The 23,954-nt window shown below is 65.6% G+C and carries 16 protein-coding genes, 2 tRNA genes and 2 rRNA genes (1 of these 20 cut by a window edge); 9 read left to right on the top strand and 11 right to left on the bottom strand.

Features of this window, described 5'->3' with window-relative positions:
* The 3 genes from N6H05_RS01115 to N6H05_RS01105 form a co-directional block, all read left to right on the top strand.
* A 23S ribosomal RNA gene (locus N6H05_RS01115) occupies positions 1-1,288 on the top strand (it extends 1,504 nt beyond the left edge of the window).
* Between the two features lie 143 nt (positions 1,289-1,431).
* Positions 1,432-1,546, top strand: a 5S ribosomal RNA gene (gene rrf / locus N6H05_RS01110).
* Positions 1,547-1,653: 107 nt separating this feature from the next.
* A tRNA-Met gene (locus tag N6H05_RS01105) sits at positions 1,654-1,730 on the top strand.
* Between the two features lie 84 nt (positions 1,731-1,814).
* Here the strand turns inward: N6H05_RS01105 and N6H05_RS01100 are convergent.
* From N6H05_RS01100 to N6H05_RS01090, 3 genes are read right to left on the bottom strand one after another with little or no spacing between them, the layout of a single operon-like run.
* Positions 1,815-5,387 (bottom strand): error-prone DNA polymerase, encoded by a 3,573-nt coding sequence (locus N6H05_RS01100; protein ID WP_284112366.1) that lies wholly within the window; start codon positions 5,385-5,387, stop codon positions 1,815-1,817.
* Entirely contained in the window at positions 5,384-6,979 is a 1,596-nt protein-coding gene (locus N6H05_RS01095; RefSeq protein ID WP_284112365.1) for a Y-family DNA polymerase, read from the bottom strand. The genes N6H05_RS01100 and N6H05_RS01095 overlap by 4 nt, the downstream gene beginning before the upstream one ends.
* Entirely contained in the window at positions 6,873-7,691 is an 819-nt protein-coding gene (locus N6H05_RS01090) for an ImuA family protein (RefSeq protein ID WP_284112364.1), read from the bottom strand. Before N6H05_RS01090 ends, N6H05_RS01095 begins: the two co-directional genes overlap by 107 nt.
* 90 nt (positions 7,692-7,781) lie before the next feature.
* On the opposite strand from N6H05_RS01090, the gene N6H05_RS01085 reads away from it, so the two are divergent.
* Positions 7,782-8,534 carry an isocitrate lyase/PEP mutase family protein gene (locus N6H05_RS01085; RefSeq protein WP_284112363.1) on the top strand — a complete coding sequence of 251 codons (753 nt, stop codon included), beginning with the start codon at positions 7,782-7,784 and terminating at the stop codon, positions 8,532-8,534.
* Between the two features lie 90 nt (positions 8,535-8,624).
* On the opposite strand, the gene N6H05_RS01080 is transcribed toward N6H05_RS01085, so the two are convergent.
* From N6H05_RS01080 to N6H05_RS01060, 5 genes are all read right to left on the bottom strand, one after another.
* Positions 8,625-10,262: an alpha-N-arabinofuranosidase gene (locus N6H05_RS01080; RefSeq protein ID WP_284112362.1), complete on the bottom strand. Its 1,638-nt coding sequence runs from the start codon at positions 10,260-10,262 to the stop codon at positions 8,625-8,627.
* Positions 10,263-10,318: 56 nt separating this feature from the next.
* Complete coding sequence (locus tag N6H05_RS01075) at positions 10,319-11,125, bottom strand: transglutaminase-like domain-containing protein (RefSeq protein ID WP_284112361.1); 807 nt, start codon at positions 11,123-11,125, stop codon at positions 10,319-10,321.
* Between the two features lie 63 nt (positions 11,126-11,188).
* The gene (locus N6H05_RS01070) at positions 11,189-11,884 is read right to left on the bottom strand and encodes a hypothetical protein (protein ID WP_284112360.1); all 696 of its coding nucleotides are present in this window, start codon (positions 11,882-11,884) and stop codon (positions 11,189-11,191) included.
* 38 nt (positions 11,885-11,922) lie between these two features.
* Positions 11,923-16,143 (bottom strand): translocation/assembly module TamB domain-containing protein, encoded by a 4,221-nt coding sequence (locus N6H05_RS01065; protein WP_284112359.1) that lies wholly within the window; start codon positions 16,141-16,143, stop codon positions 11,923-11,925.
* Positions 16,143-18,299, bottom strand: coding sequence for a BamA/TamA family outer membrane protein (locus N6H05_RS01060; RefSeq protein WP_284112358.1), 2,157 nt, complete (start codon positions 18,297-18,299; stop codon positions 16,143-16,145). The genes N6H05_RS01065 and N6H05_RS01060 overlap by 1 nt, the downstream gene beginning before the upstream one ends.
* A gap of 150 nt (positions 18,300-18,449) precedes the next feature.
* Here N6H05_RS01060 and recJ point away from each other — a divergent pair, with 150 nt between their 5' ends.
* From recJ to N6H05_RS01045, 3 genes are all read left to right on the top strand, one after another.
* Positions 18,450-20,216 carry a single-stranded-DNA-specific exonuclease RecJ gene (gene recJ / locus N6H05_RS01055; protein ID WP_037518280.1) on the top strand — a complete coding sequence of 589 codons (1,767 nt, stop codon included), beginning with the start codon at positions 18,450-18,452 and terminating at the stop codon, positions 20,214-20,216.
* 101 nt (positions 20,217-20,317) lie between these two features.
* Positions 20,318-20,392: transfer RNA gene (locus N6H05_RS01050), tRNA-Glu, on the top strand.
* A gap of 136 nt (positions 20,393-20,528) precedes the next feature.
* The gene (locus tag N6H05_RS01045) at positions 20,529-21,203 is read left to right on the top strand and encodes a peptidylprolyl isomerase (protein ID WP_284112357.1); all 675 of its coding nucleotides are present in this window, start codon (positions 20,529-20,531) and stop codon (positions 21,201-21,203) included.
* A 4-nt stretch (positions 21,204-21,207) separates the two neighbouring features.
* Here the strand turns inward: N6H05_RS01045 and N6H05_RS01040 are convergent, their stop codons facing one another.
* On the bottom strand, positions 21,208-21,444 hold the full coding sequence (locus tag N6H05_RS01040) for a DUF2061 domain-containing protein (RefSeq protein WP_284112356.1): 237 nt from the start codon (positions 21,442-21,444) through the stop codon (positions 21,208-21,210).
* 120 nt (positions 21,445-21,564) lie between these two features.
* Here N6H05_RS01040 and N6H05_RS01035 point away from each other — a divergent pair, with 120 nt between their 5' ends.
* Positions 21,565-22,314, top strand: coding sequence for a DUF72 domain-containing protein (locus tag N6H05_RS01035; RefSeq protein WP_284112354.1), 750 nt, complete (start codon positions 21,565-21,567; stop codon positions 22,312-22,314).
* 317 nt (positions 22,315-22,631) lie between these two features.
* Here N6H05_RS01035 and N6H05_RS01030 read toward each other — a convergent pair whose 3' ends face one another.
* The gene (locus N6H05_RS01030; RefSeq protein WP_004208760.1) at positions 22,632-22,817 is read right to left on the bottom strand and encodes a PspC domain-containing protein; all 186 of its coding nucleotides are present in this window, start codon (positions 22,815-22,817) and stop codon (positions 22,632-22,634) included.
* Between the two features lie 345 nt (positions 22,818-23,162).
* On the opposite strand from N6H05_RS01030, the gene N6H05_RS01025 reads away from it, so the two are divergent.
* Positions 23,163-23,564 (top strand): gamma-glutamylcyclotransferase family protein, encoded by a 402-nt coding sequence (locus tag N6H05_RS01025; RefSeq protein ID WP_284114322.1) that lies wholly within the window; start codon positions 23,163-23,165, stop codon positions 23,562-23,564.
* A gap of 8 nt (positions 23,565-23,572) precedes the next feature.
* On the opposite strand, the gene N6H05_RS01020 is transcribed toward N6H05_RS01025, so the two are convergent.
* Entirely contained in the window at positions 23,573-23,863 is a 291-nt protein-coding gene (locus tag N6H05_RS01020) for a hypothetical protein (protein WP_284112353.1), read from the bottom strand.
* Positions 23,864-23,954 lie beyond the last annotated feature (91 nt).

The following is a 23,954-nucleotide window of genomic DNA, read 5'->3' as shown; positions in this document are numbered from 1 at the left end:
CCCAGGAAATAGCCCCACCGTATAGACCGTACCCTAAACCGACACAGGTGGAATGGTAGAGTATACCAAGGCGTTTGAGAGAAGTATCCTGAAGGAACTCGGCAAATTGCCTCCGTACCTTCGGAAGAAGGAGGCCCCATCTTAAGGCAACTTTTGATGGGGGGCACAGGCCAGGGGGTAGCGACTGTTTAGCAAAAACACAGGGCTCTGCTAAGTCGGCTTCAAGACGACGTATAGGGCCTGACGCCTGCCCGGTGCCTGAAGGTTAAGAGGAGGAGTGCAAGCTCTGAATTGAAGCCCAGGTAAACGGCGGCCGTAACTATAACGGTCCTAAGGTAGCGAAATTCCTTGTCGGGTAAGTTCCGACCTGCACGAATGGCGTAACGACTTCCCCACTGTCTCCAGGATATGCTCAGCGAAATTGAATTCTCCGTGAAGATGCGGAGTACCCGCGGTTAGACGGAAAGACCCCGTGCACCTTTACTGCAGCTTCAGAGTGGCATTAGGAAAGAACTGTGTAGCATAGGTGGGAGGCTTTGAAGCATTGACGCCAGTTGATGTGGAGCCATAGGTGAAATACCACCCTGTTGTTTTCTGATGTCTAACCTCGCACCGTTATCCGGTGCAGGGACCCTCTGTGGCGGGTAGTTTGACTGGGGCGGTCGCCTCCTAAAGAGTAACGGAGGCGCGCGATGGTGGGCTCAGGACGGTTGGAAACCGTCTGTTAGAGTGCAATGGCATAAGCCCGCCTGACTGCGAGACTGACAAGTCGAGCAGAGACGAAAGTCGGTCATAGTGATCCGGTGGTCCCTCGTGGAAGGGCCATCGCTCAACGGATAAAAGGTACGCCGGGGATAACAGGCTGATGATTCCCAAGAGCTCATATCGACGGAATCGTTTGGCACCTCGATGTCGGCTCATCACATCCTGGGGCTGGAGCAGGTCCCAAGGGTTTGGCTGTTCGCCAATTAAAGTGGTACGTGAGCTGGGTTCAGAACGTCGCGAGACAGTTTGGTCCCTATCTGCCGTGGGCGTCGAAATTTGAGAGGAGTTGACCCTAGTACGAGAGGACCGGGTTGAACATACCTCTGGTGTACCTGTCGTCACGCCAGTGGCGCAGCAGGGTAGCTATGTATGGACGGGATAACCGCTGAAAGCATCTAAGCGGGAAGCCTCCCTCAAGATAAGATTTCATCGAGCCGTCGTAGACCACGACGTTGATAGGCTGGATGTGGAAGTGCGGTAACGCATGGAGCTAACCAGTCCTAATTGCTCTGTTCGCGCTTAAGAGTCCCACCATCAACGACAATGCTGGAAACAGCTAAGACGCTGATGGCGTGGTTTTAAGCCAGCCCAGATATACGAACATCAAACACTCAAAATTGTGCACGGTATCGATTAAAAACCCGCAGTTATGCGCCTGCTTCATTGCTTGGTGACCATAGCGTCTGTGACCCACCCGATCCCATCCCGAACTCGGCCGTGAAACCAGTCTGCGCCGATGGTACTATTGCTCAAGCACTGGAAGAGTAGGGCGTCGCCAGGCATTGAAGCACGCGCATAGCAACGGATCAAAAACCCATCACAATGTTACAAAACAGGGCGGCCAAAAGCCGCCCTTTTTTGCTTATCAGGGCCACAAAAGCCCAGTGTCGCGGGATGGAGCAGCCCGGTAGCTCGTCAGGCTCATAACCTGAAGGTCGTAGGTTCAAATCCTACTCCCGCAACCATACACACCAGCACCGCACACACGCCGCCTCGGATCATTCCCAAGGCGGCTCTTTTGCGTCCAAACAACATCAACGCCCTCAATCTCAGTGAAAATCCCGCGATTTTGGCAGGATGCGCACGTCGCGGGGGTGACGGGCGGCGGGGGCGGCCTGTTTCGGCGGTCCGGATTGCGACAATCGGTTGAGGTCGGCGGTGCGGTCATGGATGCGGCTCGCCATCAGATGGACGACGCCCTCCTTGCTGCGCTGCACCTCGCCCTCGACCAGCATCAGACGGCTGGCCATGACCGGGCGGCGCTGCAACTCGAACAGACGCGCCCAAAGCAGAATATTGGCGATGCCGGTCTCATCCTCAATGGTGAGGAAAACCGCATTGCCCTTGCCCGGCCGCTGGCGCACCAGCACCAGGCCGGCGGTGCGGACGCGCGCGCCATTCTTCGCCGCGCTGGTCTGGGCGCAGCTCAGCACACCTTCGGCCGCGAAGACCGGGCGCAGAAACTGCATCGGATGGCCCTTGAGCGACAGCCGCGTCACCGCATAATCGTCCATCACCTGTTCGGCGAGCGGCATGGCGGGCAGCATCGCATCGGCCTCCTCCCCCAGTTCGCGCGCGGCGCGATCGTGCCGGCGGGCGGCGGCGAACAGGGGCAGTTCGTCTGACGGAGTGCGCCGCGCCTCCCATAAAGCGGTGCGCCGATCCTGCCCCAGCGAGCGGCAGGCATCGGCATCGGCCAGCAGCCGCAGCGCCCGCGCGGGCAGGCCGGCGCGCCGGGCCATATCCTCGATACTGGTGAAGAGGCCGCCCTGCGCCCGTGCGTCCGCCATCTGTGCTGCCCATTGTTCGCGGAAGCCATCGACCTGGCGCAGGCCAAGCCGCAGCGCCAGCGCCCGGCCGGTGCCTTCGCCCTTGTCTGCGTGGCGGCTGCGCAACAGCGGTTCCAGGCCATTGTCCCAGCCGCTCATATTGACGTCGACATCATGGATGGCGACGCCATGCTCGCGCGCGTCGCGGACCAGCTGGGCCGGGGCATAGAAGCCCATCGGCTGGGAATTGAGCAGGGCGCAGGCGAAGATGGCGGGCTGGTGGCATTTGATCCAGGCCGAGACATAGACCAGCCGGGCGAAGGACAGCGCATGGCTTTCGGGAAAGCCATAGCTGCCGAACCCTTCGATCTGCTTGAAGCAGCGCGCAGCAAACTCCGCCTCATAACCGCGCGCGGTCATGCCGTTGATCATCTTCTCGCGGAAATGATGGATGGTGCCGACATTGCGGAAGGTCGCCATGGCGCGGCGGAGCTGGTTGGCTTCGGATGAGGAAAAACCGGCCGCGACGATGGCCAGCTTCATCGCCTGTTCCTGGAACAGGGGGACGCCATAAGTGTCCTTGAGCAACTTCTCCAACTCGTCTGGCGGGCCGAAGTCGGTACCGGGGCTGGGATAGTCGACCTTCTCCTCGCCGCACCGCCGTCGCAGATAGGGATGCACCATATCCCCTTCGATCGGCCCCGGCCGCACGATCGCCACCTGCACCGTCAGGTCATAAAGGCTGCGCGGTTTGAGACGCGGCAACATGTTGATCTGCGCCCGGCTCTCGACCTGGAAGACACCGATACTGTCGCCCTTGCAGAGCATGTCATAGACGGCCGGATCCCTGGATTGCAGATCAACGGTCAGGTCGTGGCGACCCAGTCCGTGCTGGTTCATCAGCGCATAGGCCCGGCGAATGCAACTGAGCATCCCCAGCGCTAGCACATCAACCTTCATCAGGTTCAGCGCGTCGATATCATCCTTGTCCCATTCGATGAAACTGCGGTCGGCCATGGCCGCATTGTGGATCGGCACGGTCTCGTCCAGCCGATCCTGGGTCAGGACGAAGCCGCCGACATGCTGGGACAGATGACGGGGGAAAGGCGCCTTGATCAATTGCTGGACCAGGGTGCGCAACCGCTGGATCTCGCCATTGTCGAGGGCAAAGCCGGCATCCACGAAGCGGGCATCGCCCAGATCGCCCGAATAGCTGCCCCACACGGTTGCCGAAAGGCGCATCACCACATCTTCGCTGAGGCCCAACACCTTGGCGACTTCGCGCAGCGCGCTGCGCGAGCGATAATGGATGACGGTCGCCGCGATGCCGGCACGGGCCCGGCCATAGCGGCGATAGATATATTGCATCACCTCCTCGCGCCGCTCATGTTCGAAATCGACGTCGATATCGGGCGGCTCGTTGCGCTCCTCCGACACGAAGCGGGAAAAGAGCAGGTCATGCTCCATCGGATCGATCGACGTGACCCCGAGCAGGAAGCAGACGATGGAATTGGCGGCCGATCCGCGTCCCTGGCACAGGATTGGCGGCTTCTGCGCGCGGGCGAAGCGCACAAGATCATGCACGGTCAGGAAATAATAGGCGTAGTTCTGGCGCCGGATAAGGCGCAATTCCTGACCTATGAGCGCGCGCACCTTGGGCGGAAGCTGGCGGCCATAGCGCCGCCGGGCGCGCCGGCGCACCATATCCTCCAGCCAGGCGTCCGGCGACCAGCCCGCCGGCACCGGCTCATGCGGATATTCATAGGCGAGATTCTTCAGCGTGAAGTCGATCCCGTCGATGAAGCGGATCGTCTCGGCCAAGGCATCGGGGCAGACGGCAAACAGCCGGGCCATCTCCGTCGGTGATTTCATGTGCCGTTCGGCATTGGCCTGCAATCGGGTGCCTGCCGTCTTGAGCGTTACTCCTTCACGGATACAGGTCAGCACGTCCTGGAGGGGACGAGTGCCGGACGTCGCATAGAGAATATCGTTCGTCGCGATCAGTGGGATCCCGATGTCGCGTGATACCGCCTGCATCATCGCCACATGCCGGGCGTCCCGCCCCTGATAGCGCATCGACAGCCCCAGCCAGACGCGACCCGGGATCCTGTCCTGCAATTGCCGCGCGGCCTCCTGCCAACTGGGTGGCGAGGCGGGCGGGACCAGCCGCAAATGCCGAGATGGCACGGGGATAGCCTCATCCTCGAAGGCGTAATCGGGCGGGGCGTCATGCTCCTGCTGCGCCTGCGCCGTCGACAAGGGCAGGATGATCATCCGCCAGTCGTCGAGATAATCGAGCAGGTCGGCAAAATGCAGGATGCAGTCGCCCTTGATCGCCTTGATATTGCCCTTGGTCAGCAATCGGGTCAGCTTCCCCCAGCCTTGCCGCGATGCGGGATAGACGATGATGTCGGGAGTGCCGTCGACAAAGACCAGCCGGGCGCCGACGATCAAGCGCAGGTCGGTTTCGCAGCCGGCTTCCTCTTCGGGCGTCAGCCGTTCCGGTTCGCCGCGTGCTTTCTTCCCTTCCAGCAACTCGGCTCGTGCTTTTTCTGGCGCGTCGCGCAGCGCGACATAGGCGCGGACCGCTCCGGCGACGCTGTTACGATCGGCAAGGCCGATGGCCTTGAGGCCCAGGGCGATTGCTTCTCCCACCAGATCGGCGGGATGGGATGCGCCATGAAGGAAGCTGTAATTGCTGATCGAGACCAGCTCGGCGAAGGGCGGCTCGGCCGATGCCGGGCGCGGCGGGGCGGGTTTTGTTTTTTCTCGGGCTGCTTCGATCGCGTTCAATTCGCGCCGGTCGATCGATCGGGGTTTTGCGGGATCGGGCGGAGGGCGCCGGCCGCTCATGCGAACAGGCCGTGGATATACCAGCCGGGATGGACCGTTTCCGCGCCATAAAGGCCGTGGCGGAAAATCCAGTAGCGGCGGCCGCGCGCATCCTCGACTCGGTAATAGTCGCGGGTGCGGCCGGTGCTTTCGCCCTCGATCGCGCCGTCCCGGGCCTGCCACCATTGCGGCGCAATCCGTTCCGGCCCTTCGAACCGGGTGACTTCATGCAGGGTGCGGCGCCAACGGAAACGGTGGGGCGGGCCGTCGGGCACTTCCGCCACGACATCGATCGGCTGGGGCGGATCGAACAGATGGAGCGGGCGCATCGGCGGGTCGCCGGGATCGCCGACCGGCGCCCAGCCTTCGGGCGCGCGATGCTCGACCGCCGGCAGCGCCAGCTGCGCCTGTTCGGGAATATGGCTGTCGCGTGGTTCCAGCCGCTGGATGCGCGCGCGCCCGGCGCGGATCGACAGGCGATCGACCAGCGCCTCCACGCCCTCGCTCTTGCGCGCCTCGCCCCCTTCGAGCGCGAGCTGGGTCGGCGCCATCGGATCGGCGCGCGGCACGGTGAGGCGCAGCATGTCGAAGCCGAAGCCGGGATCGAGCGGATCGGACAGGCTGTCGATCCGTTCCTGGAACAGGCGCATGATCGCGGGCGCATCACGGATCGGCAGGCTGGTTTCGACCCGGATCGGGAAGGCAAGGCCGTCGCTGCGGAAGAAGACGGCCTCGAACCGGCGGCCGCCCTGGCCGCGCTCGGCCAGTTGTTCGCCCGCTTCCGCTGCCATCTCCGCCACGACCTTGATCGCATGGGCGCTGCTGCCCATCGGTTCGGCAAAGCGCCGTTCGACGCGGATCGCCGGGCGCGGACGGCGCGGGGCAAGCGGGCGATGGCCCAGGCCCAGCAGCGCATGGAGCGCGTCCACAGCCTCCTCACCGAAGCGGGCGGCGAGCGCGGCGGCCGGGCGCGCGGCGAGATCGCCGACGGTGCGCAGTCCCGCCCGGCGCAGCGCCACCGCGCTCTCCGCCTCCAGCTCCAGCGCCTCGACCGGCAGGCGGCGCACCGCCGCATCCTCGTCCGGCGCGGGGGCGGCGGGGAAACGGGCGAGCGCATGGGCGGCCTCGGGCGATGCGGCGATGGCGTGGCGCACACGCATGCCATGCCGTTCCAGCCGGTCGGTCGCGGCCTGCGCCAGTTCCGCCTCGCCATCCCACAGATGGCCGCAGCCGCTGATGTCGAGCATCAGGCCATGGCCGGAATCGAGCGCGGCATTGGGGGTGTAACGGGCGCAACCGTCGCACAGGCGCTCCAGCCAGTCCTGGTCGCCATGGGGATCGGCCTCGAACACGCGCAGCTCCGGCTCGCGGGCGCGCGCATCGGCCAGCGTCATGCCGGCGGTGAGGCCCGCCGCCAGCGCATCGGCATCCAGCGTCGCGAGCCGCATCGCGCCGCGGACATTTTCCACCACCACCGCGGGCGCATCGCCCTGCGCGGCCCAGAGGTCAGGCCGCGCGATCCGCAGCCGATCGATCGGCAGGAAGGGGAACCAGAGCGCCAGATAGCGGCGCGCCGCCCTGCTGTCCGTCCTGTCCATGCTCATGGCGTTCATGCCGTCCGTCTCCAAAAGCCCCCTTTTCGCCATCCCATATCAGCCGCCAGGCCAGCCCGTCCGGCCCCGCCCGTCGCCGCAGCAGGCTGAGGGCGAAGGCACTGTGCCCCGGCGCATTGCCGGGCAGCGGATCGGATGGGGCGGCCGCCACCTGCCAGCGGGTTTCGGCCGCGCTGGGCACCGGATCGCCGCCGACCCGCAGCAGGAAGGCGGTGACGCCCGATTGTTCGGCTGCCAGCGCCAGCCGCCGGCTGGCGGTGAGGTCGAGCAGCGGGGCGCGCCCGCGCAATTCGATCAGCAGCGCGCCGAGCGCGGGGCAGCGCAGCCCCTCCACCGCCGCGCGCAACAGCATCGCGTCATCGGCCATCAGCCCGATCAGCAAGCGTGCCGGGTTCAACCCCAGCGCGGCGAGGCCGGGGCCATAGGGCGATCCGCCGGCCCTGGCCGATGCGGTGGTGCGCAGCCAGAGCAGCGGCGCGTCATCCGCCGCCAGCCGGGCGAGGATCAGCGCCAGGCCGGCCGCCGCCCCTTCCTCCTCCGCCGCGCCGAACAGTTCATGCACCCGCCCGCGCAGGAGGCCGCCGTCGAGCGCCGCATCCAGCCCGGCATGACCGGTCGCAAGCCGGGCACAGCCGACCGTCGGCGCTGGCGTCCGGTCCAGCGCCGCGATATGCCGCTTCAGCGCGGCGAGACTTTTGATCGACTCGCTCATTGCATTTGTTCCTGATATGTTCTTATTTCACGCCATTGGCTGCCCGAGTCAATCCGCTTGCCAATCCAGAGGACAAAGAAGGATTTCCTGATGACCGACACCGCCCGCAAACGCGCCGATTTCCGTGCCCTGCATCAGGATGGCTTTTTCCTGCTGCCCAATGCGTGGGACGCGGGCAGCGCGATGCGGCTGGCGAAGAAGGGCTTTCGCGCGATCGCGTCGACCAGTGCCGGCGCGGCCTGGGCGGCGGGCAAGGATGATGGCGAACTGGGCCGCGACGCGGTGCTGGCGCATCTGGAGATGCTGGTCGCGGCGACCGACCTGCCGGTCAACGCCGATTTCGAGAATGGCTTTGCCGACGCGCCCGAGGATGTCGCCGCCAATGTGACGCTGGCGGCGCAGACCGGCATTGCGGCCCTGTCGATCGAGGACTGGTCGGGCAGCGCGCTATATGACCTGCCGCTGGCGGTGGAGCGGATCGCGGCCGCGCGCGAGGCGATCGACCGGGTCGATCCGGCGCTGATGCTGGTCGGGCGCAGCGAGAATTTCCGCGTGCCCGGCATGACGCCGAGCGAGAGCATCGCCCGCGCCGTCGCCTATGCGGAGGCGGGGGCCGACTGCCTGTTCGTGCCTTTCCTGCTGGACCATGGCGCCGTCGCCGAACTGGTCGCGGCGGTCGCGCCCAGGCCGGTCAATGTCGTCATCCATGACTATGACGCGGCCGGCATCGCCGCGCTGGCGGCGCTGGGCGTGCGTCGTTGCAGCATCGGCGCCAGCCTGGCCCAGATCAGCTGGGCGGCGTTCGACGATGCGGCCGGGCGGCTGAAGGCGGCCGAGGGATAAACTTCCCCGTCTCCGTTCGTTTCGAGCCAAGTCGAGAAACCGTAGTGCTTCCCGCTTCTCGACACGCTCGAAGCGAACGGATGTGGAGGCTTACTCCACCGTCACCAATGTCACCGACTTGGACGGTAGGGTCAGCGCCACCTGACCCTGCGCCAGCCGCGCCGGCAGCGGGCCGGGCACGAAGGGATCGGCGCCCTCGAAGCGGATGCGGGTGTCGATGGTCGCGGCGGTCAGCGTCCGGGCGCTCGCCTTGCGCCAGGCGCCGCCCTTCAGGTCGATGCGCACCGGCCGGGCGGCGGCGGGGTCGAGATTGACGATGCTGAGGTGCAGCGCGCCCGCCGCATCCTTCGACGCCGACACGCTGAGCCCCGGCAGCCGCACCGCGCCCTCGACGTAGTCGGGCGCCTGCACATCGACCGGGATCATCGTCGAATTCTGGTGGACCTTGTAGAGGTCGAACACATGCCAGGTCGGCGTCACCACCATCTTCGCGCCCTGGGTCAGCACCAGCGACTGGATGACATTCACCATCTGCGCGACATTGGCCATGCGCACCCGGTCGGCATGATTGTTGAAGATGTTGAGGCTCATCCCCGCAATCACCGCGTCGCGCAGCGTGCTTTCGAGATAGAGTTGCGAGGGTGCGTCCTTCTCGCTGTCGAACCAGGCGCCCCATTCATCGACCGCGATCGCCACCTGCTTTTTCGGATCATAGCGGTCCATGATCGCGGCATGGCGGCGGATCAGTTCGTCGGTCAGATGGGCGCGGGCCAGCGCGGAGGCCCATTGGTCGGTGCCGAACCCGATATTGCGCCCCTTGTTGCGCCAGTCATTGCCGGCGAAGCTGTAGAAATGGAGCGACAGGCCCCACATCAGCGGGCGTTCGGTGTTATAGGCGAGCGGCGTGGGATTGGGGCGCCATTTCATCGCCTGCGCCATGACCTTTTCGGTCCATTCATAATCGTCGGTATCCGCGCCCACCGCGATCAGCTTTGCCCGCTCGCCCGAATAGGCGCGCAGGAAGGCGGCATAATGGCGGAAGGCGGTGGCATAGGTGTCGGCGGTCATGTTGCCGCCACAGCCCCAGCTTTCGTTGCCGACGCCGACGAAGGGCACGGCCCAGGGCGCGGCATGACCATTGGCGGCGCGTTCCTTGCCCGGCTGGCTGTCGGCCGGCGCGGTCATATAGCGCATCCAGTCGTCCGCCTCGCGCACGCTGCCCGATCCGACATTGACCGACACGAAGGCCTTGGCGCCGATCTGGTCCAGGAAATCCATATATTCATGGGTGCCGAACGCATTGGTTTCGGCCGACTTGTCCCAGGCGGCGTTGATGCCGGCGGGGCGCTGTGCGGCCGGGCCGATGCCGTCGCGCCAATGATAGCCATCGGCAAAGCAGCCGCCCGGCCAGCGGATCACCGGCACCTTTACCTGGCGCAGCGCGGCGACCACATCGCTGCGGATGCCGCGCACATTGGGGATGGGACTGTCCGGCCCGACCCATATGCCCTCATAGACGCCGCGGCCCAGATGCTCGACGAACTGGCCATAGATATTGGGATCGATGGTGGCGCCGGGCTTGCCGGTGTCGACGGTCAGGACGGCACTGTCGCCGGGCGCAGCTGCCGGGGCCGATGCGCCGGCAAGGCCGGCGAGCAGGCCCGCCGTCGCCGCCAGCAGTGCCCGCCGCGTCCGCATCCAGGCTCGTCCCGAAAGCTGCACACCCATGCCATCCCCTTTCTCAATTTGTCTGAGTATAGGCTAGGCGGGCGGCAGGGCCGGGGTCAAGGGGCCGTAACGTCTCCGGGTTCTTCCACCCGCGTCACATGGATCGCTTGTTCGTTCATCTGGGCGCTGCCGAAGATAGTCATGAAGGCGATGTCGGTGGCGTCGCGGCCGACGGCAATGCGCACCATGCCCTCGATCGGGGCCAACCCCGTCGCGTCGACCATATGCCAGGCGCCGTCGAGCCACACCTCCACCACCGCGTGGAAATCGGGCGGGTCGAGATCGGCGGCATAGACCGATACGAGCCGGGCGGGAATGTCGCGCGCGCGGATCAGCGCGGCGGTGAGGTGCGCGAAGTCGCGGCACACGCCACGCTGGGCGACGAAGGTATCGGCGGCGGTGGTGGTGATGTCCGAACTGCCGGGCACATATTGCAGATTGTCATGCACCCAGCCGACCAGCGCCTGCACCAGCGGGCCGCCGTCCAGCCCCTCGAAATGGCCGCAGACGAAGCTGACGAAACGGTCCGCCTCGCAATAGCGGCTGGGCCAGATGAAGGGCAGCACATCCTGCGGCAGGCTGGGCAGCGGCGAGCGTTGTAGCTGGAAAAGATCGGGCGCGGGCCGATCGACATCGACCAGCGCCCTGTAGCGGCTGAGCATTCGCCCGGTGCCGCTGCGCGTCCAGGTGCGCCGGCCGATTGCGCTGCCGCCCATCAAATTGGTCAGCGGCCCGGCATTGTCGATGATGTGCGATTGTTCGACGATGCGCTGGTCGGCCATGGCGGCGGCCTCGACGGCCATCAATACGTCGGTCGGCCCGGAAAATTCATAGTCGAGGGTCGCTTCGATCGCGAGACGCATGGCCATCCTTCAGGAGAGATTCGACAAGATGTCATCCTGCCGATGCTGCAGGCCGCTGTCGCGCTATTCCGGCAGCTTCCCGAACGGCAGCAGCTTGCGCGCCTGGGCGGCGGCCGCCTTGCCATTGCCGGCGCGCAGCGCGGGCAGGATGGCGGCGGCATTGCGCTTCATCAACTGGTCGAGCGGGGCGGGGGCGGGGGCATTGGCCGCCCGTTCGGCCAGCGCCAGCGCGCCGGCGACATCATTATGATCGGCGCGGATGCGCATCAATGCGGCCAGGCCCGGATAGAAGGCGCGGTTGCCGCCCAGCGCCACCGCCTTGCCCAGGGCGGCCTCGCCCACCTGTTCCTTCGCGCCCAGCACGGTGCGGGCGATGAAGCTGCCGAGCTGGTCGATCGCGTCGAGATGCCAGCCGGCGATCACCATCTGTGCCTCAGCATCGCGCGGGTTGCGCGCGGCGAGCGCCTCGAACGCGGAAAGCGAGCTGCGCGCATCGGCTCGGCTGCGGGTCAGCTTGGCGCGATAGCCGATCGCGACCGCGCGTTGCAGCACCGCCTCATGATCATTGGGGGCGGTCATCAATATGCGGTCGGCAGCGCTGATGGCCTGACCGATGAGGCTCAGCGCCCGCGCCTTGTCGCTGGTCTGGAAAGCCGCCGTGGTCAGCAGTTCACGCGGGGTTTCCGCCAGCGCGGCCGGCGCTGCGGAGAGGGCGACGGCACAGATGATCGGGCGGGAGAGCGACGGGGCGAAGGGCACATATTCTCCTGTTATGGCGGCGCCACCCTGGCGCCGGATCAATAGTCCCTGGAATAACGAAGTGCGGCGGAAGATCCCGCATTGGTGCCGGTCTTCGACAGGATGCTCAGCGTCTTCGACAGGGCGACTTCCAGTTGGGTCGCGGTAAAGCCCTTCGAGTCCGTCACCACCTCCACATAGATATTGTTGGAGATATGCTGGCCGACGGCGAGCGACGTGCCGCGCCCGGTATCCTCGTCACCGCCGACAATGCCGATCCGGTCGAGGCCGGACGCGCCCTGCAGCTTGCCCATTGGGTTGAGACCGCCACTGCCGCCGCGCAGGCCGTTGAGCGCGGCCGCCAACTGGATCGCCTGGGTGGCGGACAGATTGGCGACATTGTCACCGAACAGGATGCGCGAGAGAATCTCGTCCTGCGGCAATGTCGGCGTCGACACGAAGGTGATGTCCGGCTGCTGCGCGGTGCCGGCGACGGCGATGCCGGCGCTGACATCGTCAATCTCGGTCAGCGCCTTGATCGCCAGCGTCGGGTTCATCATGTCGCCGTTGAAGGTGATGACGCCCTGATCCAGGTCGAACTGATGGCCCGAGAAGCTGTAGCGGCCGCGGATCACCTCGATCTTGCCGCTCACGCGCGGCTTGGTCGCGGTGCCGGTGACGCGCATGTCGGTCTTCCATTCGGAATCGAGGCCCATGCCGGTGACATAGATCTGGTTGTCGGCGCGCAGGCGGATGTCGAGCTTCCAGTTGGTCGGCGATGCCGCGGCGGCCTTGCGGTCGGCGATGCGCTGGGCCAGCACATCCTGGCCCTCGCCCTTGCGGCGAACGCCCTGCAATTCGCGAATCTCGGTGCCGCCCTGCCAGGCGACGCGATAGCGGGTCTCGGGCAGCGACAGGTCGCCCTTGATCAGGCCGCCATTTTCCGCGCTGTTGGTGATAGCGAGGGTGCCGCTGACCACGCTGGTGATCGCTTCGCTGCGGGCGAGGCGGGCATGGTCCATCTTGACCGCGATGTTCATCGGGAAGCCGCTGTCGGCGGCCAGGCCGACAGTGCCGCTGGCCTGCACGGTGCCGTTGCCGGCGCGGCCGGAAAAGTCGCGAATGTCGAGTCGGTCGTTGGTGAAGCGGCCGTCGAGCTTCATCTGGGTGACGCGGGTGCCGAAGCTCGTATTGTCATAGGTCAGCGCATTGGCGCGGACCAGGCCGTTGAGTTGCGGCGCGGTCAGCCGGCCGCCGAAATCGGCGGCGACCGCGATGCCGCCGCTCAGCCGCTGATCGGCAAGGCCGGCGAAGGAGAAGAGCACGTCGGCCGGGCCGGCATAACGGATGCCGCCGCCCAGCGGCGCAGCCATCAGCTGTTCCGACCAGTTGGCGCCCGGTCCCGGCGGGGCCATGGTGGCGACGAAGCGGCCGATCGTGCTGTTGCCCTTGCGGATGAGGCCGCGCATGTCGCCGCCGGCGGCGGACAGCTTGCCCTCGACATTCATCGACACCGCGTCGGACACGGCGGCGAGACTCGACCGGCGGAAATCGCTGATCGCCAGGCGCGTGGTCGCGGTCGGGAAGGCGGTCCCGCTCTGGCTGTAATCGACCATGCCGGTCGCCTTGCCGCCAATGCCCAGGCCCGGATTGGCGACATTGGCGATGGCGAGGTCGAAATCCTTGAACCGGGCCTGCAGCGTCGTGTCCGTGCCGAAATGGCCGGCCAGATCGACCTTGCCCTGCGGCAGCACCAGACTAACCGGTTCAAGCCGATAGCCGGTTTTTTCTGCGCGGATGATCGCCGGTTGGTTCAGGCGGAAATCGACATTGCTGGCCTTGCCCTGCAACGCGACGGCATAGAGGTCGGGGCGCAGCGCGGCGTTGACCGCGACCGAGAAGGGCACGCCGCTGGAGCCGTCGGCGACCAGCTGGGCCTTGCCCCGCCCGCCCTGATAATCAAGCTTCGCCCGCGCCTTGCGCACGACATAGTCGCCATAGGCGGCGTTCGCAATCTGCACGTCGGCGATCACCTTGGGCTGGTCGCTCAGCAGCATGGAGGCGGTGACGACGGCACGGCCGATGACGATGTCGGCCTCGCCCGGCAGCTTGGCATTGCTGGCGGTGGCGTTGACGTCGACACCCTGCAGCTTGCCCACGGCATTGAGCTTCACCGCGCCGGTGATGCCCGACCCGTTCATCGCCAGCTGGCCGGTGAAGGGGCCAGCATTGGACTGCTGGATGCGGCCATTCATGTCGACCCCGGCGAAGCGCGCCTTGGTCACGTCGATCGTCAGCGGGCCTTGTGCGGTGCGGATCAGCACATTGGCGAAGAAGGGGCCATAGGGCGATCCGCCGGTGGCATCGAGGCGATAGCCGGCCGGTTCGCCATTCAGCTTGGCGACGACATCGGTCAGCTGCACGCCGACATTGGGACGCGGCGCGCGCAGCACCGCCTGCGGCCGGTCCGCCGTGCCGCGCACGGTCAGGAACAGCGGGCCATATTGTTTCGAATAGGCTTCGGTGTCGAAGGCGAGCTGGCCGTTGGTGTCATAGCTGCCCGAACCGGACTTGATCTGGAAATTGGGTGCGGCGCCCTTGAGCCCCGCCAGCGTGAACCTGCCCTCCGGCGTCATGCCGATCCGGCCGGACATCACCGCATTGCCGCCCAGGAAGTCGCGGACCGAGGCATTTTCCCAGCGCGCGGTGCGCACGCCGAACATGCCCGACAGGCCGAAGCCGCCCTTGGGACCGGGGATCAGCTTGACGTCGGTGTTGAGGTTGACGATGCCGACGCCGTCGATCCGATAATCATTGACCCGGCCCTTGAGCGCGCCGCGATAGATGGCGTTGTCGAGATCGGCGAGGACGATGGCGGTGGCGTCGATCTTGTCGCTGTCTAGCTTGAGATTGTCGCTGATCAGCTTGCCGCCGGCATAGGCAAAATCGCCCTTCACCCGCAAATTGGTCATCAGGCCGCCGGCCGCCGCATTGAGGCCGGTGACGCGCTTGGCCGTCGCATTGACCGGGATGCGGATGCGGTCGGCGTCGATCACGGCGCGGCCGCTGGCCTTCAGATTCTCGATGCCGGTGGCGTCGAAGGCGAGGGACGTGGCGCTGATGTCATAATCGATGAAGGGCGTCGCCATCGGCCCGTCGAGGATGATCGAGGCACGGACATCCTTGCCCTTCACCTTGTCCATGAAGGCGCCCGGTTGCAGCAGCGCGGCGTTGATCTTGAGCGCGCTGAATGTGCTCTTGCCCAGGTCCACCAGACCCTGCGCATCGGCCGACATGGCGGGTGAGCGCAGCGATCCCTTGAGGTTCACGCGCCGTTCGTTGAGGCCGGCGAACAGGTCGACGTCGAGCTGCGGCCGGGTCAGCCGGTCGGCAATGTCGCCATAGACGAGGCCGGGGCGCAGCGGCCCCTTGGCGGTGAAGCTGCCGTCGCGGGCGGCGAGCGCGATATTGGCCAGTTCGCCCCTGGGCGTGGTGGCGATCAGCTTGCCGTTCCAGGCCTGCCAGGTGCCCTTGCCGTCGAGCGAGGCGGTCATGCCGTCGGGCAGGCCGCTCATCGCCGCGATCACGCCGCCCTTGGGCGCGGTCAGCGTCCCGCTCATCGCCAGGCGATTCTGTGCCGTCACCGCGTCCAGCTTCGCCTGTAGCCGATCGCCGCTGTCGACCACCGCATTGGCGGACAGCTGGGCACGGCCGTCGGCGATATGAACGACGCTGTCGATCGCGATCTCGCGCTTCTGGCCGATCACCGGCTTGGCGAGCAGGAAACGGTCGAGGCGCATCCGGTCGACGTCGATGTCGAGGTCGGGCAGGATCGGCGCATTGGGATCGGTCGGGGTCTGGTTGAATTGCGGGCTGCGCGCCAGCACCACCAGCGGGCTTTCCAGATTCTGGACCGAGATGTGATTTTGCAGATAGCGGAACGGGCGCCAGACGACATGGACCCTGGGGCTGACCGCGAACACGCCCTTGGGATCGCGCAGGATCAGGTCGTGGATGGTCATGTCGCTATAGATCGATCCCTCGATCCGGCCGACTTCGATCCCCATGCCCGATTCCATCTTGAGCGCGACGATCTGCTTGATGAGGAAGCTCTTGCCCGGCTGGGTGTCTAGGAACAGCAGCAGGCCCGCGACCAGCGCCACCAGCCCGACGATCAGGCCGGCCAGGCCGATGGCGATCTTCTGCCACAGCGGGCGGCCCTGGCGGATCACCACGGTCTCGGTCGCTTCGGGCGCGGGGGGAGGGGTATTTTCCGCCATCAGAAGGCCTGTCCGATACCGATGTAGAGGGCGAATTTGGATTCGCCGGGCTGGCGGTTGATCGGCATGGCTATATCTGCGCGGAAGGGGCCGAAATTGGTGTAGAAACGTCCGCCCAGGCCCACGCCATAGCGGATGTCGGAAAATTGCGGGATCTGGCTTTCATAGACCTGGCCCGCATCGACGAAGGCGACGACGCCGTAATTGCCGAAGCGATAGCGGCCCTCGACCGCGAATTCATTGACCGATCGGCCGCCGATCGGATCATTGTTCGCGTCCTTTGGCCCCAGTTCCTGATAGCCATAGCCGCGCACCGACCCGCCACCGCCGGCATAGATGCGCCGCGAAGGGGCGACATCGTCGCGGGCGACGCCGTTGATCGTGCCGATCTTGGTCCGCGCCGCCAGCACGAAACTGTCGGAAATCGGATAATAGCCGGCCAGGTCGAAACTGGCGCGGACATAGGGCGAGACATTGCCCTGCAACGACGCTTCGGGCGACACGCGCAGATTGGCGCGGAAGCCGCTGGTGGGGTTGAGCAGGTCGTTGGAGCGGTCATAGCCGACCTGCACCGGCAGGGCGCCGATGAAATAGGTCAGCCGCTTGTTTTCGCCGCTTTCGTCGATCGTGGTATTTTCGTTCGAAAGCAGGATTTCGCCGCCATAGCTATAGGTCCAGCGCTTCTGGAAGATCGGTGTCGACTGGCGCGACCAGCTGGCGTTGAGGCCCAGGGTGAAGGCTTCATAGGCGTCATATTTCTGGTGGTTGACGCCGGCGCCCGCCTGGAAGGTCTTGTCGCGCTTGCCCGCATTGGACCGGCGGAAGGTGCCCGATACGCCCTGTTCCTGGGTGCCGGCGATGACGCTGGCGATCAGGGCGCCTTCGGGCGGGAACAGGTTGCGATGGGTCCAGCTGCCTTCGGCGCGGAAGCCCTGTCCGGTGCCATAGCCCAGTTCGCCGGCCAGCCGCCGGGCCGGGCCGGCTTCCTGATCGACATGCAGGTCGACATATTCGGTGCCATCCGGGCCGGGCTCGCCGGTCTGGACCGGATCGACCGCGACGCTGGCGAACAGGCCGGTCGCGACCAGCGCCTTGCGCAGATCGTCGACCTTGCGGCTGTCATAGAGGTCGCCTTTGTCAAAGCGGGCGATCACCGCCATATGGTCGGCGCCGAACGCCTGCTTCTCGCCGCTGGTGGTGATGGTGCGGAATGTGCCGCGCGGACCCGGCTCGACCGGAAGGGTATAGTCGCCGGTCACGGTCGCGGGATCGAGCAGGATGTCGCGGTCGCCGATCCTGGCGAAGGCGTAGCCCTGTTCCGGCAGCTTGAGCGCGACATTGGCCTCTGCCGCCTCGACCGCAGTGGCGACGATATAGTCGCCGGTCTTCAAGGTCAGGCTGTCGCGGATCAGGCCGGGCGGGATCGTCTCGGGCGCATGGATGACGATCTCGCCAATCTTGTAGCGCTTGCCCGGCGTCACCGACAGGATCGCCTTCAGCGTGCCATCCTGCTGCTGGTCGAGCGAGGCGAGGGCGGTCGCATCATAATAGCCCTCCGAATGGAACAGCCGCACCGCCAGTTGCTCGTCGGCCTGGGCGCGCTGCTGCACCATCGATGCGGTCTCGGCCTTGCCCTTGCCGTCCAGCAAGGCGGACGCGGCGCGGAACTCATCCTCCAGACCGGTCTTGCCGAACCCGTCGAGCTGGGTCGCGTAGCGGACCTCGGGCGTCTTTTCATCGCTGTCATCATCGGCGACATTTTCCGGCACGGTCACGCTGTCGAGCGCGGGCAACGGCTGGGCCAGTTCGGTTTCGACCGGCGGCTCGGTGGCGGGGGGCAGTTCGGCGCCGGTCGCGGGGGCCGTGCCGCTGGCCGGCGCGCCGTTCTGGGCATTGCCCTGGGCCGGCATCTGCTGGTCCAGCCAGTCGTCGATCGAGGGCAAGGGGGTCTTGTTATCAGCCTTGTCGTCGACGCTGCCGGCGCCGGGCAGGCGCGCGTTGAACTCGTCGTCGGGCAGGATCGGTTCTTCGTCGGCGGGAGTTGTGGTGCCGGGGGGGCTGGCCGGAACCGTCTGCGCCATCAGGGGCAGGGGAGAGGCGGCTGCCATGATCATGCCCAGCGCATGCCGAACATATCTCGCCTGCCGCTTCTTCATCTGTCTGCGATGCCCCTTTCGCACCGGGCATCCCATATGTCCGGCAAACAGGCAATACGCCCAATGACTTGCGACGGTTCCGCCTGCGTGACGATTTCGCCCGGCGGCGCGGCGCTTCCATCGCTGCCCCCGCCGGTCTAGAGCCGCATCATGACATTTGCGCTCAACATCACCCGTTCGATCACTGGCCAGCCCTGGCGCTGGCGCGGCCTGGGGGCGGACGCGCGTTCGCCCGGCTATCAGCCTGACGATCTGGTGGCGCAGCTGCTGCTGGCGCGCGGCTGCCCGCCCGACGGGGTGGAGGCGCATCGCAATCCCACCATCCGCCATTTCATGCCCGATCCCAGCCTGTTCCGCGACATGGACGCGGCGGCCGAGCGGCTGGCGGATGCAGTCCAGCGCGGCGAGGATGTGCGCATCTTCGGCGATTATGACGTCGATGGCGCGACCAGCGCGGCGCTGCTGATCCGGTTGCTGCGCGACATTGGCCTTGATGCCCGGCCCTATATCCCCGACCGGCTGATGGAGGGCTATGGCCCCTCGGGCGAGGCGCTGGTGCGGCTTGCGGGGGATGGCGCGCAACTGATCGTCACCGTCGATTGCGGCGCGCAGGCGTTCGAGGCGCTCGACATGGCAAAGGCCGCCGGGGTCGATGTCGTCGTCGTCGACCATCATAAATGCGCGGCGGCGCTGCCGGTGGCGCTGGCCCTGGTCAATCCCAACCGGCTGGACGAGAATGCGGGCGCGGCCGTTCATGGCCATCTCGCCGCCGTCGGCATGGCTTTCCTGCTCGGTGCGGCCTTGCTGCGGACGCTGCGCGCGCGCGGCTGGTTCGCGACCCGGCCGGAACCGGCGATCATGGAATTGCTCGACATCGTTGCGCTGGGCACCGTCGCCGACGTCGCGCAGCTCAAGGGGCTCAACCGCGCCTTCGTGGCGCAGGGGCTCAAGGTCATGGCCAAGCGGCGCAATATCGGCCTCGCCGCGCTGATGGATGCCAGTCGCCTCAATCGTGCGCCGCTCTGCCATGACCTCGGCTTCGCGCTCGGTCCGCGAATCAATGCTGGTGGACGTGTCGGCAAGGCGGATCTGGGGGTGCGCCTGCTCACCACCGAAGATCCGGCCGAGGCCGCCCGAATCGCCGCCGAACTGGATCGATTGAACGAGGAACGGCGTGCGATCGAATCGATCGTGCAGGAACAGGCGGAGGCCTTGCTGGCGGCGCAGGACAATCGCGCGGTGGCGCTGGTCGCCGGGCCGGGCTGGCATCCGGGCGTCATCGGCATCGTTGCCGGACGGCTCAAGGAACGGGCCGGCCGTCCCGCCATCGTCGTCGCGCTGGACGAGGATGGCGTGGGCAAGGGATCGGGCCGCTCCATTTCCGGCGTCGATCTGGGCGCGGCGGTGCTGGCGGCCAAGGATAGCGGCCTGCTGGTCGCGGGCGGCGGCCATGCGATGGCGGCGGGCCTGACCGTGATGGCCGACAAGGTCGATGCGCTGGCCGAGTTCCTGGACGATCGCCTGTCGGCCGCCGTCGCGCGTGCGCGGGACGAGCGTGCGCTGCTGATCGACGCGGTGCTGGCGCCGGCCGGGGTCAATCCCGACTTCGTCGCCGCGATCGAGGCGGGCGGCCCCTATGGCGCAGGCTGGCCCGCGCCGTTGATCGCCGCCGGGCCGATGCGGGTGATTCGCGCCGATGTGGTCGGCAATGGCCATTTGCGGGCGATCATGGCGGGCGATGATGGCCGGTCGATCAAGACGATCGCGTTCCGTCAGGCCGAATCGGAACTGGGTCAGGCGATTCTGGGTGCGCCGCGTGACCGTCGCCTCTGGGTGGCGGGCCGTGCGAAGATCGATGATTGGGGCAGCCGACCCGCCGCAGAGCTGCATCTGGAGGACGCCGCCTGGGCAGATTGAGAAAGATTGCAATTTTCTTGCGCAAAGGGGGTTGACCCTTTCGCCGGTCCCGCCTAATTGCGCCCTCGCTTCGCAGCGCTGCCACGGCGGCGACAACGAACGGCCCCTTCGTCTAGCGGTTAGGACGCGGCCCTTTCACGGCTGAAACACGGGTTCGATTCCCGTAGGGGTCACCACCTTTTGCAGGTGGTGGCAAAATTGCCTGTCGAAGCTTCCCACTCATCGCTGAACAAGCGCTTCTTCGCTGGTTGCGTCGCTCCTGCGTGAGCGATAGCCTCGGGGCTTCCTTCCCTGACGAGTGCCCTTGTGTCGATGCGTTTTGTTGCCTGCCGTCTGGCGATAGTCCTGCTTGTCCTGTTTCCCGGTCTGGCCAAGGCCCAACCCGTCAATCGGCCGACCTCCGGTTACACGCGGGTGGCGATCGAGACGTCGGTCGGCACGATCATCGTGGCCCTTGACCAGCGCCGGGCGCCGCTGACCAGCGCCAATTTCCTGGCTTATGCCGATGACCAGCGGCTCGACGGCACGGTCTTCTACCGCGCAGCGCGGCGCAAGAGCGATCCCAGATATGGGCTAATCCAGGGCGGGATCGATACCGATCTGCGCCGGGCATTGCCGCCGGTCCGACATGAGTCGACCAGCCAGACCGGGATCCGGCATCTCGACGCGACATTGTCGATGGCGCGGCCTGACCGACCCAATTCGGCCTCGGGCAATTTCTTCATCACGGTAGGCCCGACGCCGACGATGGACGCGCAGGGCAGTTCGATCGGCTATGCCGCCTTTGGCCATGTGGTGGCCGGCATGGATGTGGTGCGTCGCATCCTGGCGGTGCCGACCTGTTGCGGCACGGGGCCGATGCGCGGGCAGATGATCGTCAAGCCGGTCACCATCCGGCATGTGCGACGGCTGGACGGCAAGGCGCGGCCGACCGGCAAGGTAAAGCCCTGGTTGATCCCGCGCGCCAAGCCGCGCCCGAAGCAGTGAGGGATCAGGCGATCGCCGCCTGACCGCGCATCCAGTCGCGTCCGGCATCGCGGGGCGGCCGGGCGGTGAAGTGCTTCCATGCCTGTTCGTGGAAGAAGAAGGCGACCGCATTGACCATCGGTTCGACGAGCGCGATGCCGCCGGCCAGTGCAACCGATCCGGTCATCAGATAGGCGACGGTGAAACCCACGGTCAGGTGGATCGACAAATAGGTGGCGGTCTTGATGAGATCGAGCGACATGGCGGAACCCCTTTGAAATCTGCTGCTCGATAATTAAGAATTGTTCGCAATAATCGCCAATGGCTTTTCCCGCTGGCTCTGATCGTTCCGGGCGATCAATATGGCGCAGGGAGGATCTTCATGACGGGACGGATCAGGGTCGGGATCGGCGGATGGGTCTATGAGCCCTGGCGCGGCAGCTTTTATCCCGTCGGCATGCGCCAGAAGGATGAATTGGCCTATGTCGGCGTGCAACTGACCGCGACGGAGATCAACGCCACCTATTATAGCAGCCAGAAGCCGGCGACCTTTGCCGGCTGGGCGCAGGCCGTGCCCGACGGCTTCCAGTTCGCGGTCAAGGCGTCGCGATTCTGCACCAACCGGCGCGTGCTGGCGGAGGCGGGCGAGTCGATCCAGAAATTCGTCCATCAGGGGATCGTCGAACTGGGCGACCGGCTGGGGCCGATCCTGTGGCAGTTCATGCCGACCAAGAAGTTCGATCCCGATGATTTCGGCGCCTTCCTGCAATTGTTGCCGGCCAGTGTCGATGGCGTGGCGCTGCGTCATGCGCTGGAGGTGCGGCACGAAAGCTTCGACGATCCAGCCTTCCTGGCGCTGGCACGGGACGCGGGGGCGGCGGTGGTGCTGGCCGACCATGACGACTATCCGGCAATCACCGGCCATGATGTCGGTTTTTCCTACAGCCGGCTGATGCGCAGCCGAGAGGGCGAGGAGACCGGCTATACCGCGACGGACATCGCCGGCTGGGCTGATCGCGCAAAGGCGCAGGCGGCGCAGGGCGACGCCTATCTCTTCTACATCGGCGGCGCCAAGGTCCGGAACCCGGCGGCAGCGCGCGCGACCATCATGGCTCTGGAGCAACAGCTGTGACATAATTGCGTTTGATGCAATTGGCATGTCAGGCTTTGCGATTGTTACAATGATGTGAAATCATCATATGGCGTTGCATCCCGATCCGGGATGTCGTTCCAATGATGGAGTCCAATATGCGTCAGGCCTTTCAGGCGACTGCGCTGGTGGTTGCGGTCAGCGTCCAGATGCTGACCTTCTACTCGGTGCTGTACGCTTAAGCGCAGATCGCGCTCATCCTTGTCCCGCCAATGCGGGGCATAAAAAGGCCGCCCAGGGCATATGCCGGGGCGGCGCTTTTGTATCCGGAAACCCTGCCTTCCGGCGGCGGCGAGGGGTCAACCCTCGGCCAGCCAGCCGGCGAGCAGATAAGCCACGACGCCGATCGGGCCAAGGGCGCACAGGGTCAGCAGCACCAGGGCGACGCGGATCAGCGTGACATCCAGCCCGGTGCGGTTGGCGATGCCGGCGCACACGCCCATGATCTTCGCGTTGCGGCGGTCGAGGGTGAAGCTGTTGTTCATGGATCTGGCCTTCAATAATATCTGTGATGGGAAAGGGGCGGTTGCCGATCAGGCGATCGGGGCAACCGGAACCGCCGCGCCGACGAACAGGCTGGCGAAGATGACGGCGCCGACAAAGGCAAGGGCGACGCTCTGGAACTTGGCGATGGACATGATACTCACTCCCTAGATATTTCCTGGCCGGACCGTCCGGCCTTGATGCCAGACGATATTGCAGGCGGCGTGCCAGTTTCGATTTTTGGCGGAAATCCGTGGATTTTCCTCAGTCGTCGATTTTTTCATCATGCGAAAAAATCTGATGATTGGGAAAATTTGCCGTCAATCGGTGAAAGTTGCAGGTGGGCAATGAATAGGCCGTTGCTTTTCGTCTACGGCACGCTGCGGCCGGGTTTTGACGGACCGATGGCGCATTGGCTTGCCGATCGCGCCGAGTGGATCGGGGCCGGCTGGATCGGCGGGAAGCTTTATCAGGTGGCGGATTATCCCGGTTTCGTGCCGGGGGAGACGGGGCAGGTGCGCGGCGACCTGTTCGCGCTACCCGATGCGGACGCGCTGCTCGCTCGGCTCGACGCTTATGAGGAATGCACGCCCGATCATCCGTCCCCGCATGAATATCGCCGCGAACTATATATGGTGGAAACGCCGGACGGCCCGGTCGAGGCCTGGGTCTATCTGTACGCTCTGTCCGTTACCGGACATAGGGTGATCGCTGGCGGCGATTATCTGGCGGCCGCAAAAGCGCCATGATGGCGCGATCAGTTCAGTCCCTGATTGCTGCGCGTCCGGACTGACTGGGTTTCGATCGTATCCAATTCCTGCAGATAGCTGGAGGTGCGATAGCTGCCCAGCGCGCCTTCACTGTCTTCCACTACCTGCCGCAGGTCCTGTATGGTTCGCTGCACATAAGATGCCGGCAGATCAGTCAACATGCGCGCAATCAGATGCCGGTGTGCCATCCGCGCACCATCCGCCCGGGCAAGAGACGCGGCCATGCTGGTCATTTGTTCGGCCAGCTGCGCGATGACCTCCGTAAGCTGCTTCTGCATCTCAATCTCCTGCGGGTGATTGATACACAGATTACCGGCCGAGCAAAGGGGCTGGTGCAGCGGCAAGACAGCGGATGAGGCAGGTAGATTC

Origin of the sequence: Sphingobium sp. WTD-1 (assembly GCF_030128825.1) — a bacterium.
In the GTDB taxonomy this organism is placed as follows: domain Bacteria; phylum Pseudomonadota; class Alphaproteobacteria; order Sphingomonadales; family Sphingomonadaceae; genus Sphingobium.
Note: the sequence above shows the minus strand (reverse complement) of the source record. Positions and strands in the feature narration are given on the sequence as shown.